Annotated in this window: 11 protein-coding genes and 1 riboswitch; of the genes, 5 read left to right on the forward strand and 6 right to left on the reverse strand. The window is 70.6% G+C overall.

Annotated features, from left to right (window positions below; genetic code table 11):
- The first annotated feature begins 134 nt into the window (after nucleotides 1–134).
- The 5 genes from ACTMTU_RS15825 (at nucleotide 135) to ACTMTU_RS15845 (ending at nucleotide 5,552) form a co-directional block, all read left to right on the forward strand.
- Nucleotides 135–1,517, forward strand: coding sequence for an HD-GYP domain-containing protein (locus tag ACTMTU_RS15825; protein ID WP_441264109.1), 1,383 nt, complete (start codon nucleotides 135–137; stop codon nucleotides 1,515–1,517).
- 91 nt (nucleotides 1,518–1,608) lie between these two features.
- Nucleotides 1,609–2,796 (forward strand): HD domain-containing protein, encoded by a 1,188-nt coding sequence (locus ACTMTU_RS15830; protein WP_441264110.1) that lies wholly within the window; start codon nucleotides 1,609–1,611, stop codon nucleotides 2,794–2,796.
- Between the two features lie 146 nt (nucleotides 2,797–2,942).
- Nucleotides 2,943–3,923: a tetratricopeptide repeat protein gene (locus tag ACTMTU_RS15835; RefSeq protein WP_189466066.1), complete on the forward strand. Its 981-nt coding sequence runs from the start codon at nucleotides 2,943–2,945 to the stop codon at nucleotides 3,921–3,923.
- 82 nt (nucleotides 3,924–4,005) lie between these two features.
- Complete coding sequence (gene def, locus ACTMTU_RS15840; protein WP_441264111.1) at nucleotides 4,006–4,650, forward strand: peptide deformylase; 645 nt, start codon at nucleotides 4,006–4,008, stop codon at nucleotides 4,648–4,650.
- Between the two features lie 164 nt (nucleotides 4,651–4,814).
- Nucleotides 4,815–5,552, forward strand: a complete 738-nt coding sequence (locus ACTMTU_RS15845; protein WP_441264112.1) for a D-Ala-D-Ala carboxypeptidase family metallohydrolase — start codon at nucleotides 4,815–4,817, stop codon at nucleotides 5,550–5,552.
- Nucleotides 5,553–5,632: 80 nt separating this feature from the next.
- On the opposite strand, the gene ACTMTU_RS15850 is transcribed toward ACTMTU_RS15845, so the two are convergent.
- The 6 genes from ACTMTU_RS15850 to ACTMTU_RS15875 all read right to left on the reverse strand — a co-directional run bounded on the left by ACTMTU_RS15850 (nucleotide 5,633) and on the right by ACTMTU_RS15875 (nucleotide 12,782).
- Complete coding sequence (locus ACTMTU_RS15850) at nucleotides 5,633–6,646, reverse strand: ribonucleotide-diphosphate reductase subunit beta (protein ID WP_441264113.1); 1,014 nt, start codon at nucleotides 6,644–6,646, stop codon at nucleotides 5,633–5,635.
- Nucleotides 6,646–8,994 (reverse strand): ribonucleoside-diphosphate reductase subunit alpha, encoded by a 2,349-nt coding sequence (locus ACTMTU_RS15855; RefSeq protein ID WP_441264114.1) that lies wholly within the window; start codon nucleotides 8,992–8,994, stop codon nucleotides 6,646–6,648. The genes ACTMTU_RS15850 and ACTMTU_RS15855 overlap by 1 nt, the downstream gene beginning before the upstream one ends.
- Nucleotides 8,995–9,125: 131 nt before the next feature.
- Nucleotides 9,126–9,252: riboswitch (cobalamin riboswitch) on the reverse strand.
- A gap of 49 nt (nucleotides 9,253–9,301) precedes the next feature.
- Complete coding sequence (locus ACTMTU_RS15860) at nucleotides 9,302–9,826, reverse strand: GNAT family N-acetyltransferase (RefSeq protein ID WP_441264115.1); 525 nt, start codon at nucleotides 9,824–9,826, stop codon at nucleotides 9,302–9,304.
- A gap of 99 nt (nucleotides 9,827–9,925) precedes the next feature.
- Nucleotides 9,926–11,560: a monocarboxylate uptake permease MctP gene (mctP, locus tag ACTMTU_RS15865; protein WP_307708205.1), complete on the reverse strand. Its 1,635-nt coding sequence runs from the start codon at nucleotides 11,558–11,560 to the stop codon at nucleotides 9,926–9,928.
- Nucleotides 11,557–11,838, reverse strand: coding sequence for a DUF3311 domain-containing protein (locus tag ACTMTU_RS15870; protein WP_441264116.1), 282 nt, complete (start codon nucleotides 11,836–11,838; stop codon nucleotides 11,557–11,559). The genes mctP and ACTMTU_RS15870 overlap by 4 nt, the downstream gene beginning before the upstream one ends.
- 179 nt (nucleotides 11,839–12,017) lie before the next feature.
- Nucleotides 12,018–12,782, reverse strand: coding sequence for a GntR family transcriptional regulator (locus tag ACTMTU_RS15875; protein ID WP_441264237.1), 765 nt, complete (start codon nucleotides 12,780–12,782; stop codon nucleotides 12,018–12,020).
- Nucleotides 12,783–13,000: the final 218 nt, after the last annotated feature.

Consider the following 13,000-nt stretch of genomic DNA (forward strand, 5'->3'; position numbering starts at 1 on the left):
GAACATCGCGGCGCACCCTGTGCGTTGCCGGCCCTGTCACCCGTACGTGCGAATGCTCGCCGTACGTCCTCCTGCCACTCCGCAACTCGTTAGCGTGGCGCTGCTCGAGGAGGTCGGTGAGGAGGGCGTGAGCAGTGACGGCCATACCGGCGGCGGCGCGCGCGTACATCCTTGCCGTGATCCTCTGTGCCGCGGTCGCCGCCGCTCCGGTGGCCCTCCCCGCAGCCGTGGTGCCGTGGCCGACCGTACTGCTGCTCGCCGCCCTGTACGCCGTGGGCGAGCTGCCCGCCCGCCGTCGCGGCGACGACTCCGCCCCCGTCGGTGCCGGCACCTTCTTCCCCGTGCTGCTGGCGGCCGCCTTCCTCCTGCCGCCCGCCGCGGCCGCTCTGGTCCCCGTGCCGGGCGCGCTGCTCGGGCGGGTGGACGGACCGCCGGCCGGGGTCCGGCGGACGTGGCGCGCGGCCCGGCTCGGCCTCGCCACCTGGGGCGCCGCCCACGCGTATCTGCTGTTCGGTGGCGAACAGGCGCTGCGGGCACCGGACTTCCCGTACGCGCTCGTGCCGGCCCTCGCCGGGTCGCTCGCCTGCTGTCTGCTGCTGACGGTCCTCGACGGCGGCATCCGCGCCACCGCGGTCGGGGTGCCTCCTTCACGCAGTGCGCGGTGGGGGAGGGTTCCCCCGCCCGCCGTCCGGCGGGATCTCTCCGGTTCGGCGGCACCGCACTGTGTGCACGGGCTCGCCGGGCTCATGATGGCGGTCCTGTGGGGCAGCTCGTACGGGCCGCTCTCCGCCCTGTTCGTGCTGCTGCCCATGTACATCTCCTGCTGGATCTTCGCCCAGTACCACCGGGAGCGCGCCGCCCATCAGGCGACGATCCGGGCCCTGGTGCAGGCCGTCGACATCAAGGACCGGTACACACGCGGGCACAGCGAACGCGTCGGCCGGGCCTCGGTGCTGATCGCCAGGGAACTGAGCATGGAGGAGGAGCGCCTCGAGGCCGTCCGGTTCGCCGGCCTCCTGCACGACGTGGGCAAGCTGGGGGTGCCGACGAGGGTGCTCCGCAAGGAGGGGCCGCTGACACCGGAGGAACGGCGGGTGATCGAGCTGCACCCGGAGTACGGGCACGAGATGGTGCGCGGCATCGGCTTCCTGGGGGAGGCCCGGGCGGCGATCCTGCACCACCACGAACGCATGGACGGCAGCGGATATCCGTACGGACTCGTCGGTCACCAGATCCCCGAGTTCGCCCGGGTGGTGGCCGTGGCCGACGCGTTCGACGCGATGACGTCCACCCGCTCCTACCGGCGCGCCCGGCCGGTGGCGGTGGCCCTGCGCGAGCTGGAGCGGTGCGCCGGTACGCAGTTCGACCCGCGCATGGTGCGCGCCCTGGTGCGCGCGCTGGAACGGCACGGGTGGCAGACATCGGTGACCTCGGACGAGGCGGTGCTGCCGACGGGGCCGCCCCGGACGCCGCGGTCGCCGGGAACGGGGGCTTCGCATCAGATACGGACAGGGTGAGCGGCCCACCCCGGCGGAGGCGGGCGAGAAAGGCCCCCGCGCACGCCGGCCCGCACGCGTCCTCCATGTCATCCACACCGCCGCGGTCGCCGTGACCGCGGCCGCCCTCGCCTGGGTCGTGACCCACGGGGTGGCACAGCCCGCGAACGCCCTCGCCTTCGGCGCGTTCATCGCCGTCGGGGAGCTCGCCCGGTGGGGAGCGGTCCCCGGGGAGAGGGAGCCCGCCCCGCTGGGGGCCGCGGGCGCGCTGGCGTACGCCCTGCTCGGCGAGTGCGCCGGTGAGCCGACGGGGCACGGGGCCTTCCAGGTCGTCGCCGTCGTCGTCGCGGGCGCACTTGTCGGCGCCGTGCCGCACGTCGCCCGCGGTCAGGGGCCCGCGCTCGACCATGTGGCGCGGCGGGTGCTGACCGTCGGATTCGCCGCGGTGTGCTTCCAGCCGCTGTACACCTCCGGCGAGTTGGGTCTGTGGCTCGGGGAGGGTCCTTATTACGCCCTCTTCCTGCTGGTCCTGCTGGTGCTGACCGCGTTGTGCGACGCCGTGCTGGCCGCCGTCATGCTGCGCGCCCACACCGGCCACCCCTTCGGGCCGCTGCTGCGGGACGAGCTGCGGGCACTGCCGGGTATCGGCTCGGCCGTCGGCGCGACCGGCGCGGTCATGGCCCTGGCGGTGGCGGTCGCGGGCCTGTGGGCCCTGCCGGTGTTCTGTGTGCCGCTGCTGCTCACCCAGCTGTCCTTCCGCCGGTACGCGGCCGTGCGCGCCACCTACGGCCAGACGATCGCCTCCCTCGCCCGCGCCACCGAGATCGCCGGCTACACACGGCAGGGCCACGCCCGCCGGGTCGCGGAGCTCAGCACGGCCGTCGGACGGGAGATGGGTCTGTCCGGGCCCGACCTGACCTTGCTGGAGTATGCGGCGCTGATGCACGACATCGGGCAGCTGTCCCTCGTCGACCCCGTACCGGACGGTGCCACCGCGTCGCTGCCGCCGGCCGAGCAGCGCCGTATCGCGCTGCTCGGCGGTGCCGTGGTCCGGCGCACCGGCGTCCCGGCGGCCGTGGCCGCCGTCGTGGAACAGCAGGCCGACCCGTACCGGGACCAGCCCCTGGCCGCCAGGATCGTGCGGGCCGTCAACGCATACGACGACCTCGCAGGGGGAAGCGGAGGCAGAGCGGGCGGGGCGCTGGCCGCACTGGAGCAGCTGAGGCTGGGCACAGGGCACGACTACCAGCCCGAGGTGGTCGAATCCCTGGCCAGGGTCCTGGGCAGAGTCCTTGTGTGAAGCGGCCCGGCCCCTGTTCCCACGGGGTAACCCATGGGTAATGAGCGAGCCTGCGACCGGGCATGGTTGGATGCGAAAGAAGGCACAGAAGCAGGCAGGCAGTCATGCGTCCGGGCAGGGCCCCGAGCGACCGGCAGGCGGGAATCGTGAGGATCTTCGGGAAGGTACGGCATCGGCCCTCCGCCTCTTGGCGGCAGGCCACGGACCGCGCGTTCACGCTGATCGGCGACGGCCGGTACGAGGACGCGGGCGCGCTGCTGACGCGGGCGGCGGATCTTGAGCCCTGGCTCTCGGAGTCCTGGTTCAACCTGGCGCTGCTGCACAAGTTCCGGCACGACTGGGAGCAGGCCCGCGCCGCGGGGCTGCGGGCGGTCGCGCTGCTGGACAAGGAGACGGGCGCCCCGGACTGGTGGAACGTCGGCATCGCCGCCACCGCCCTCCAGGACTGGCCGCTGGCCCGCCGGGCCTGGCAGGCGTACGGCCTGAAGGTCCCGGGAGCGGCCGCGGCGAACGGCGAGCCCGTCGGTATGGACCTGGGCAGCGCCGCTGTGCGGCTCTCGCCGGAGGGTGAGGCCGAGGTGGTGTGGGGCCGCAGGCTCGACCCGGCCCGGATAGAGGTGCTCTCCATTCCGCTGCCGTCGTCCGGGCGGCGCTGGGGCGAGGTCGTGCTGCACGACGGCGTCCCGAACGGCGAGCGCACCACGACCGCGGGTCCGTCCTTCCCGGTCTTCGACGAGATCGAGCTCTGGGCCCCTTCTCCCGTCCCGACCTGGGTGGTCCTGCTGGAGGCGGCGACGGAGTCCGACCGGGACGCTCTGGAGCGGCTGGCGGCGGACGCCGGATTCGCCGCGGAGGACTGGTCCTCCTCGGTGCGGCTGCTCTGCCGGGCCTGTTCCGAGGGGAGCATGCCGAGCGCGGAGGGCGAGGGGGAGCACCTCGATCCGCACGACCACAGCGAGCCCGGCCATCCCGGGCCGCTGGGACACCGTACGGGCGGCGATCTCTGGTCGCCGGAGCGCGAGTGCGGCATAGCGGCGCCCGCCGGACTGGTGCGGGGCCTGCTCGACGGCTGGGTCGCCGACAGCCCGGACTCCCGGGAGTGGCGGGATCTCGAGGAAGTCTGCTGACGCCTGCCCGTAGGCTGTACGGACACGTGAGTGACCGGGCATCGGGCCATGGTCGGGTACTGAGAAGGGCGCAGAGGCTGACATGGCGTCGCAGCAGTCGGAGCAGGGGACGGACCAGCGGGTCGACGAGGAGGGTTTCCTCGTGGACACGGAGAACTGCGAGGAGCGGGAACTGGCGTACCGCGAGCGCGGCACGTCGCGTCCGATCACGGTCGTGGGGAACCCCGTGCTCCACAAGGAGTGCAAGGACGTCACCGAGTTCGACGACAAGCTCGCCGCCCTCATCGACGACATGTTCGCCAGCCAGAAGACGGCTGAGGGCGTGGGGCTGGCCGCCAACCAGATCGGTGTCGACCTGAAGGTGTTCGTCTACGACTGCCCCGACGACGACGGCGTGCGGCACACCGGCGTGGTCTGCAACCCGGTCCTGGAGGAGCTGCCGCCGGAGGAGCGCGTCCTCGACGACTCCAACGAGGGCTGCCTGTCCGTGCCGACGGCGTACGCCTCGCTGGCCCGTCCCGACTACGCGGTGGTCCGCGGCCAGGACGCGCAGGGCAATCCGATCAAGGTGCGGGGCACGGGCTACTTCGCCCGTTGCCTCCAGCACGAGACCGATCACCTGTACGGGTACCTGTACATCGACCGGCTCTCCAAGCGTGAGCGCAAGGACGCGCTGCGGCAGATGGCGGAGGGCACCCCGCGGTACGAGGTCGTCCCGAACGACTGATCGCACGCACCGTCCGACGGCCCCGCTCACCGCGAGCGGGGCCGTCGCTGTTCACGCAGGCGTCATTGGGCGGACAAATGACGCCTGCTCAGGCGTGGTTGACGCGCGTGGAACGGCCCGCCAGTCTCAGTGGTTGCACCGTCCCCACCCGGTATGGAGGCTCGATGTTCAGACGCACCGCACGACTTCTGCTCTCTATTGTCATGCTCATGGTTGCCGGTCTGGGCGGGGTCGTCGCGACCGCCGGGAGCGCGCAGGCCGACGACTGCTACACCTGGTCACGCACCCTGTCCCAGGGGGCTTCCGGCTCGGACGTCAGCCAGCTCCAGATCCGCATGTCCGGCTACCCGGGCTACGGCGCCGTGCTCGCCGTCGACGGCTCCTACGGGCCGGCCACCACGGCTGCCGTCAAGCGCTTCCAGTCCGCCTACGGCCTCGCCGCCGACGGCGTCGCGGGTCCCGCCACCTTCAGCAAGATCTACGCCCTCCAGGACAGCGACTGCACACCGGCCCACTTCAGCTACGCCGAACTCAACCGCTGCAACTCCACCTGGTCCGGTGGCGCGGTGAGCGCGGCGACCGCCAAGGCCAACGCGCTGCGGACGATGTGGAAGCTGGAGGCCCTGCGGCACGCCCTGGGCGACCAGCCCATCACCGTGACCAGCGGCTTCCGGTCGTACTCGTGCAACAGCGCGGTCGGCGGCGCGTCCAGCAGCCGGCACCTCTACGGCGACGCGGCCGACCTGGGCGCCGGACCGCACTCGCTGTGCAAGCTGGCCCAGCAGGCCCGCAACCACGGCTTCAACGGGATCCTCGGCCCGGGCTACCCCGGCCACAACGACCACACGCACCTCGACCACCGAGGCAGCCGTTACTGGTCCGCCCCCAGCTGCGGCATCTGAGGCACCCGAAGCCGGAGCGGCCCGTGCCTCCCCCCGTGAGAGGCGCGGGCCGCTGCTTTCTCGAGCGCCGTTCCGTACGGTCAGAAGTCGTCGTCGAACGCGACCGACCCCTCGACCGCCACCTGGTAGGCGGACGGGCGGCGCTCGAAGAAGTTCGTCAGCTCCTGGACACCCTGCAACTCCATGAAGGAGAACGGGTTCTGCGAGCCGTACACCGGGGCGAAACCGAGGCGCGTGAGCCGCTGGTCGGCGACGCACTGGAGGTACTCGCGCATCGACTCGGTGTTCATGCCCGGCAGTCCGTCGCCGCACAGGTCACGGCCGAACTGGAGCTCCGCCTCTACCGCTTCCTTCAGCATGTCGGTGACCTGCTGCCGCAGTTCGTCGTCGAAGAGCTCCGGCTCCTCCTTGCGGACCGTGTCCACGACCTCGAAGGCGAAGTTCATGTGCATCGTCTCGTCCCTGAACACCCAGTTGGTGCCGGTGGCCAGACCGTGCAGCAGCCCGCGGGAGCGGAACCAGTAGACGTACGCGAAGGCGCCGTAGAAGAACAGGCCCTCGATGCACGCCGCGAAGCAGATCAGGTTGAGCAGGAAGCGGCGGCGGTCCGCCCGTGACTCGAGACGGTCGATGCTCTCGACCGAGTCCATCCACTTGAAGCAGAACGCGGCCTTCTCCCTGATGGAGGGGATGTTCTCGACCGCCGAGAAGGCGGCCGCCCGGTCCTCGGGGTCGGGAAGGTAGGTGTCGAGCAGCGTCAGATAGAACTGGACGTGCACGGCCTCCTCGAACAGCTGCCGCGACAGGTACAGCCGCGCCTCGGGGGAGTTGATGTGCTTGTAGAGGGTCAGCACCAGGTTGTTCGCCACGATCGAGTCGCCCGTCGCGAAGAACGCGACCAGCCGGCCGATCATGTGCTGCTCACCCGGGGAGAGCTTGGCCAGGTCGGCCACGTCCGAGTGCAGGTCGACCTCCTCCACCGTCCAGGTGTTCTTGATCGCGTCCCGGTAGCGCTCGTAGAAGTCCGGGTAGCGCATGGGCCGCAGAGTGAGCTCGAAGCCGGGGTCGAGAAGGTTCTTGGTGGTGGAGCTCATTACTGGCAGGCCTCGCAGGACTCGGGGTTTTCCAGGGAACAGGCGACGGCATCCTCGGCCGTCACCTGTGCGGGGACCGGGACGGCCGCCGACGCGGCGCGCGCGATCCGGGTCGCCGGGCGCGAGCGCAGGTAGTACGTGGTCTTCAGGCCCTGCTTCCACGCGTACGCGTACATCGAGCTGAGCTTGCCGATCGTCGGCGTCTCGAGGAACAGGTTCAGCGACTGGCTCTGGTCCAGGAACGGCGTACGGGCGGCCGCCATGTCGATCAGGCCGCGCTGCGGGATCTCCCAGGCGGTGCGGTACAGCGCGCGGATCTCCTCGGGCACCCAGGTGAAGCCCTGCACCGAGCCGCTCGCCTCGCGCAGCGCCTCCCGCGTCTGCGCGTCCCAGACGCCGAGCCGCTTCAGGTCCTCCACCAGATAGGAGTTGACCTGGAGGAACTCGCCGCTGAGCGTCTCGCGCTTGAACAGGTTGGAGACCTGCGGCTCGATGCACTCGTAGACACCGGCGATCGAGGCGATGGTCGCGGTCGGCGCGATGGCGAGCAGCAGCGAGTTGCGCATGCCGACGTCGGCGATCCGGGCACGCAGCGCCTCCCAGCGCTCCGGCCAGCTCAGCGTCGTGTCGTAGTGGTCGGGATGCAGCACGCCGCGTGCCGCGCGCGTCTCGGCCCAGGCCGGCAGGGGCCCGTTGCGCTCCGCGAGGTCGCACGAGGCCTCGTAGGCCGCCAGCATGATCCGCTCGGCGATCTTCGTCGAAAGGGCCCGGGCCTCCGCCGAGTCGAAGGGCAGCCGAAGCTTGAAGAAGACGTCCTGCAGGCCCATCGCGCCCAGGCCCACCGGGCGCCACCTGGCGTTGGACCGCCCGGCCTGCTCCGTCGGATAGAAGTTGATGTCGACGACGCGGTCCAGGAAGGTGACGGCGGTGCGGACGGTGGCGTCCAGCCGCTCCCAGTCGATGCCGTCGCCGCTGACGAACGCGCCGAGGTTCACGGAGCCGAGATTGCACACGGCCGTCTCGCCGTCGTCCGTGACCTCGAGGATCTCCGTGCACAGGTTGGAGGAGTGCACGACCCGGCCCGGCTCCGCGGTCTGGTTGGCGGTGCGGTTGGACGCGTCCTTGAAGGTCATCCAGCCGTTGCCGGTCTGGGCGAGCGTGCGCATCATCCGGCCGTAGAGGTCGCGCGCGGGGACGGACCGGCGGGCCAGGCCCGCGGCTTCCGCCCGGCGGTAGGCCTTGTCGAAGGCCTCGCCCCACAGGTCGACCAGCTCCGGGACGTCGACCGGGGAGAACAGCGACCACTCGGCGTCCGCCTCGACGCGGCGCATGAACTCGTCCGGGATCCAGTGCGCCAGGTTCAGGTTGTGCGTACGGCGGGCGTCCTCACCGGTGTTGTCGCGCAGCTCCAGGAACTCCTCGATGTCCGCGTGCCAGGTCTCCAGGTAGACGGCGGCCGCGCCCTTGCGGCGGCCGCCCTGGTTCACCGCGGCGACCGAGGCGTCAAGGGTCTTCAGGAACGGGACGATGCCGTTGGAGTGCCCGTTGGTGCCGCGGATCAGCGAACCGCGGGCGCGGATACGGGAGTACGAGAGCCCGATGCCGCCCGCGTGCTTGGAGAGGCGCGCGACCTGGTGGTAGCGGTCGTAGATCGAGTCGAGCTCGTCCAGCGGCGAGTCCAGCAGGTAGCAGGACGACATCTGGGGGTGGCGGGTGCCGGAGTTGAAGAGGGTGGGCGAGGAGGGGAGGTAGTCCAGCCGGCTCATCAGCCGGTACAGCGCCGCGACCTCCTCCAGGGCGCGCTGCGAGTCGTCCTCGGCGAGCCCGCAGGCGACGCGGAGCATGAAGTGCTGGGGCGTCTCGACGACCTGGCGGGTGATCGGGTGGCGCAGCAGGTAGCGGCTGTAGAGGGTGCGCAGGCCGAAGTAGCCGAAGCGGTCGTCCGCCTCGAGGTCGATCAGCGCGTCGAGCCGCGCGGCGTGCAGTGCCACGAAGGCGGCCGTGCGGTCGGCGATCAGCCCCTCGCGGTGACCGGTGGCGACCGAGGCGGTGAACGAGGAAGCGCCCTGCCCGGCCGCCTCTTCGGCGATCGTGCGGGTCAGCAGACGCGCGGCGAGCCGGGAGTAGGCGGGGTCGTCCGAGATCAGGCCGGCGGCCGCTTCGGCGGCGAGGGAGTGCAGCTCCGCCGCGTCGGACCCGGCGTTGCGGCCGCGCAGCGCGGCCGCGGCGACCTTGCCCGGATCGGTGTCGGGCAGGTCCGCCGTCAGGTCCGTCAAGGTCCGCAGCAGCGCGGTCCCGGGGCCGTCGTTCTCCGTCGCTGAGACCGGATCGGCTGGCGCGATGGTCATGTGATGCTCTCCCTCGCTCGGCTCTGGGCCGGCGGAGGGGGCGGGCCGTGGCACGCGTGACGGGGCAGCACGGCGCACGGCGTCCACCGGCCCAACCGCGAGGCCCGGACGTCTGGGCATCCGGATCGGTCGAACCGGATGCGCCGTCGACAGGTCCTCGGACTTGAACGGGTACGGCAGAGCGCACCGGATCACACCGTTGCGGGACAGTTCCGGATTCACACCGGATTCCCCTGTGGCGACAGCGAGATGAGCATACATGTGGGGGCGGGCCGCTGCGCCTGCCCCTACATGTTGTGTCGAGAGGTCATATTGTGTCGGGAGGTCCGGGGAGCTCCAGTGCGTACGTCAGCAGCGAAACGAGGCCCGGGACCGGTTCCCAGTCCCGTTCCGGTGTGCGTACGAAGCCCAGCCGGCCGTAGATGCGGTGCGCCGCGTACATCGTGGGCTGCGTGGAGAGCACCAGCCGTACGCACCCCGGGGTGGCTCTCGCCCGTTCCACGCAGGTGCGCACCAGCGCCTCGCCGGCACCACGGCCGCGTGCCTCTGCGCCCACGGCGAGCATCCGGAACTCGGCCTCGCCGGGACCCGCGATGTCGGCGAACGGTCCGCCGGCCGGGACGAACGCCACCCCGCCGAGCAGCGTGCCCTGCTCGTCGACGGCGACGTACACCTCCGCCTGCGCGTCGCGGCCCGCGACGTCGCGGAGCACCTCGAGGTAGGGGTCCTCCTCGCCGAGGACCAGCAGCCCGCCGTCGAGGTAGGCGCGGGCGGTCAACTCGCCGAGGGCCGTGTGCTCCTCGGGTTCGATTCTCCTGATCGTGATGTCCATGCCCGGCAGTGTGCATCAGGGCACGACGAAGGGCCGCCGCATTTCCCGGCCGGGAGGTGCCCGGACGGGAGACGCGACGGCCCTCGTTCGCGCGACCGGTCAGTGACCGCCGGGAGCGCCCGCCGTGGCCGGCGGCAGCTCCACCTTGACGCCCGGGTCGCCCGCGTCCGCCGTGTAGTCGGACGGGCTGGTCTCGTCGATGCCGTCGGGGGCCTTGGCCGCCCGCAGGACGAAGGTGAGAACGACGGTGACGACGACGTTCAGCACGAACGCGGTGAGACCGATGTAGCCGATCTCGCCGATGCCCGGGATCTCCGCAGACGAGCCGCCGAAGTGCTTCTGGGTCGGGCTGGCCACGCCGTACGCGGCGGCGGTGCCGTAGATCATGCCGACGGCCCAGCCGCCGATGAGCGCCCACCGGTGGAACCAGCGGGTGAACAGACCGCCCACCAGCGCCGGGAAGGTCTGGAGGATCCAGATGCCGCCCAGCAGCTGGAAGTTGATCGCGACCGTCTTGTCCATGGTGAGGACGAAGGCGAGCGCGCCGACCTTCACCAGCAGGGAGACCAGCTTGGAGACCTTGGTCTCCTGCGCCGGTGTCGCGTCGGGCTTGAGAAAGTCCTTGTAGATGTTGCGGGTGAAGAGGTTCGCCGCGGCGATCGACATGATGGCCGCCGGGACGAGTGCGCCGATGCCGATGGCGGCGAAGGCGACGCCCGCGAACCAGTCGGGGAACATGTTCTCGAACAGCTGAGGGATCGCCAGCTGGCCGTTCTTGACGTTCACCCCGGCCGCGATCGCCATGAAGCCGAGCAGCGCCAGCAGGCCCAGCATCAGCGAGTACAGCGGCAGGATGGTGGTGTTGCGGCGGATCACCTCACGGCTGCGCGAGGAGAGCGTGGCCGTGATCGAGTGCGGATACATGAAGAGCGCGAGCGCCGAACCGAGCGCCAGCGTGGCGTAGCCCCACTGGCCCAGCTCGCCGGGCACCAGAGCGCCGTTGGGCTTGTCGGTGGCCGGGTTGATCTGGGCGAACTTCTCGCCGGCGCTGGCGAAGATCTCGTCGAAGCCGCCGAGCTTGATCGGGATGTAGATGATCGCCACCGCGATGACGATGTAGATCAGGGTGTCCTTGACGAAGGCGATCAGTGCCGGGGCACGCAGTCCGGAGGAGTACGTGTAGGCCGCGAGGACACCGAAGGCGATCAGCAGCGGCAGGTCCTTGACGAACCAGTGCGTGGTTTCGCCGCCGCCCACGCCCATGACGTCCAGCACGGCCTGGATGCCGACCAGTTGGAGCGCGATGTACGGCATGGTGGCGAGGATGCCGGTGACGGCGACCGCCAGCGACAGGCCCCTGGAGCCGAAGCGTCCGCGGACGAAGTCCGAGGTGGTGACGTATCCGTGCTTGTGCGACACCGACCACAGCCGTGGCAGGAAGGTGAAGATCAGCGGGTAGACCAGGATCGTGTACGGCACGGCGAAGAAGCCGGCCGCCCCCGCCGCGTAGATGGCCGCCGGGACGGCGACGAAGGTGTACGCGGTGTAGAGGTCGCCGCCGAGCAGGAACCAGGTCACCCAGGTGCCGAACGACCGGCCGCCGAGGCCCCATTCGTCGAGGCTGTTCTCGTTCTCGGCCTTGCGCCAGCGCGAGGCCAGGAAGCCCATGACCGTCACGGCCAGGAAGAAGAAGATGAAGACGGCGAGTGCGACGCCGTTCACGCCGTCCTTCATCGGGACGCACCCCCCTTGCGGGCGCGCTGGTCACGCTGCCACAGCTTGTAGGCGATCATCGTCAGGGCCGTCGAGATCAGGACCCAGAGCATCTGGTACCAGTAGAAGAACGGCATGCCTATGAACGTGGGTTCGACCTTCGCGTACGAACCGACCCAGAGCATCGCCACGAACGGGGCGACGAGGCAGAGGGCGATGATCACGCGCACCGGTGTGACGACCGGTGCTTTCGCTTCGGGCGCTTCAGGCGCCTCCGGTACCTCGGGCACTGCTGACATGCGGCTCCGTCCCCTTGCTGGTCACCTGTGTAATGGGCAGGAAATCTAGGCGAGCCGTTCGCGCCGAGTCACCCCCGGTCCGCATATCGGTACGGCAACGACTTCCGGTCGGCGGGGGCAAAACGTGACATGGCACCGCAACAGGTTGCGGTGCCATGCGGCCGGAAGGGGGAGCGGGGTCAGTCGTTGGGGCGCTGGAGCCTCGCGACGAATTTGTAGCGGTCGCCGCGGTAGACGGAGCGGACCCACTCCACCGGCTCTCCCTGGGCGTCCAGCGAGTGGCGGGAGAGCATCAGCATCGGCAGGCCGACGTCCGTGCCGAGCAGGCCGGCTTCGCGCGGGGTGGCCAGCGAGGTCTCGATGGTCTCCTCGGCCTCCGCGAGATGGACGTCGTAGACCTCCGCCAGGGCGGTGTAGAGCGAGGTGTACTTGACCAGGCTGCGGCGAAGCGCCGGGAAGCGCTTGGCGGACAGGTGCGTGGTCTCGATGGCCATCGGCTCGCCGCTCGCCAGACGCAGCCGCTCGATACGCAGCACCCGGCCGCCGGCCGCGATGTCCAGCAGTCCGGCCAGGGTGTCGTCGGCTGTGACGTATCCGATGTCCAGCAGTTGAGACGTGGGTTCCAGTCCCTGTGCGCGCATGTCCTCGGTGTACGAGGTGAGCTGGAGCGCCTGGGAGACCTTGGGCTTGGCGACGAACGTGCCCTTGCCCTGGATGCGTTCGAGCCGGCCCTCGACGACCAGTTCCTGGAGCGCCTGGCGGACGGTGGTGCGGGAGGTGTCGAACTCGGCGGCCAGCGTCCGTTCCGGGGGCACGGGGGTGCCCGGCGGCAGCGTCTCCGTCATGTCGAGCAAGTGGCGCTTGAGCCGGTAGTACTTGGGCACGCGCGCGGTGCGGGTCTGTGCCCCGCCCTCGGCTTCCGTGCCGCCCCCGTCCATGGTCATGGCCCGCCTTCCCGACTGCTGTGCTCCTGCCGTCACCGGCTCCTCCGTCTGCTGCGGCTCACATGGTGGCACGGACCGGTAACGGGTCGTCGCCCTCCCTCAGGTGTCGGTCCGATAACGGACACGACAGCCCTTCTTATACACCCTTGACACCCCTAAAGGTCTAGGCCAAGCTCCCGGTACTGGTCTAAACCATTAAGGATCAGGTCCCAGCCCCA

Origin of the sequence: Streptomyces sp. OZ13 (assembly GCF_052068155.1) — a bacterium.
Lineage (GTDB): Bacteria > Actinomycetota > Actinomycetes > Streptomycetales > Streptomycetaceae > Streptomyces.

Excerpts from the sequence above, each read along its gene's own strand:
- def (WP_441264111.1), top strand. The coding sequence starts at position 4,006 with ATGGCGTCGCAGCAGTCGGAGCAGGGGACGGACCAGCGGGTCGACGAG.
- ACTMTU_RS15845 (WP_441264112.1), top strand. The coding sequence starts at position 4,815 with ATGTTCAGACGCACCGCACGACTTCTGCTCTCTATTGTCATGCTCATG.
- ACTMTU_RS15850 (WP_441264113.1), bottom strand. The coding sequence starts at position 6,646 with ATGAGCTCCACCACCAAGAACCTTCTCGACCCCGGCTTCGAGCTCACT.
- ACTMTU_RS15855 (WP_441264114.1), bottom strand. The coding sequence starts at position 8,994 with ATGACCATCGCGCCAGCCGATCCGGTCTCAGCGACGGAGAACGACGGC.
- ACTMTU_RS15860 (WP_441264115.1), bottom strand. The coding sequence starts at position 9,826 with ATGGACATCACGATCAGGAGAATCGAACCCGAGGAGCACACGGCCCTC.
- mctP (WP_307708205.1), bottom strand. The coding sequence starts at position 11,560 with ATGAAGGACGGCGTGAACGGCGTCGCACTCGCCGTCTTCATCTTCTTC.
- ACTMTU_RS15870 (WP_441264116.1), bottom strand. The coding sequence starts at position 11,838 with ATGTCAGCAGTGCCCGAGGTACCGGAGGCGCCTGAAGCGCCCGAAGCG.
- ACTMTU_RS15875 (WP_441264237.1), bottom strand. The coding sequence starts at position 12,782 with ATGACCATGGACGGGGGCGGCACGGAAGCCGAGGGCGGGGCACAGACC.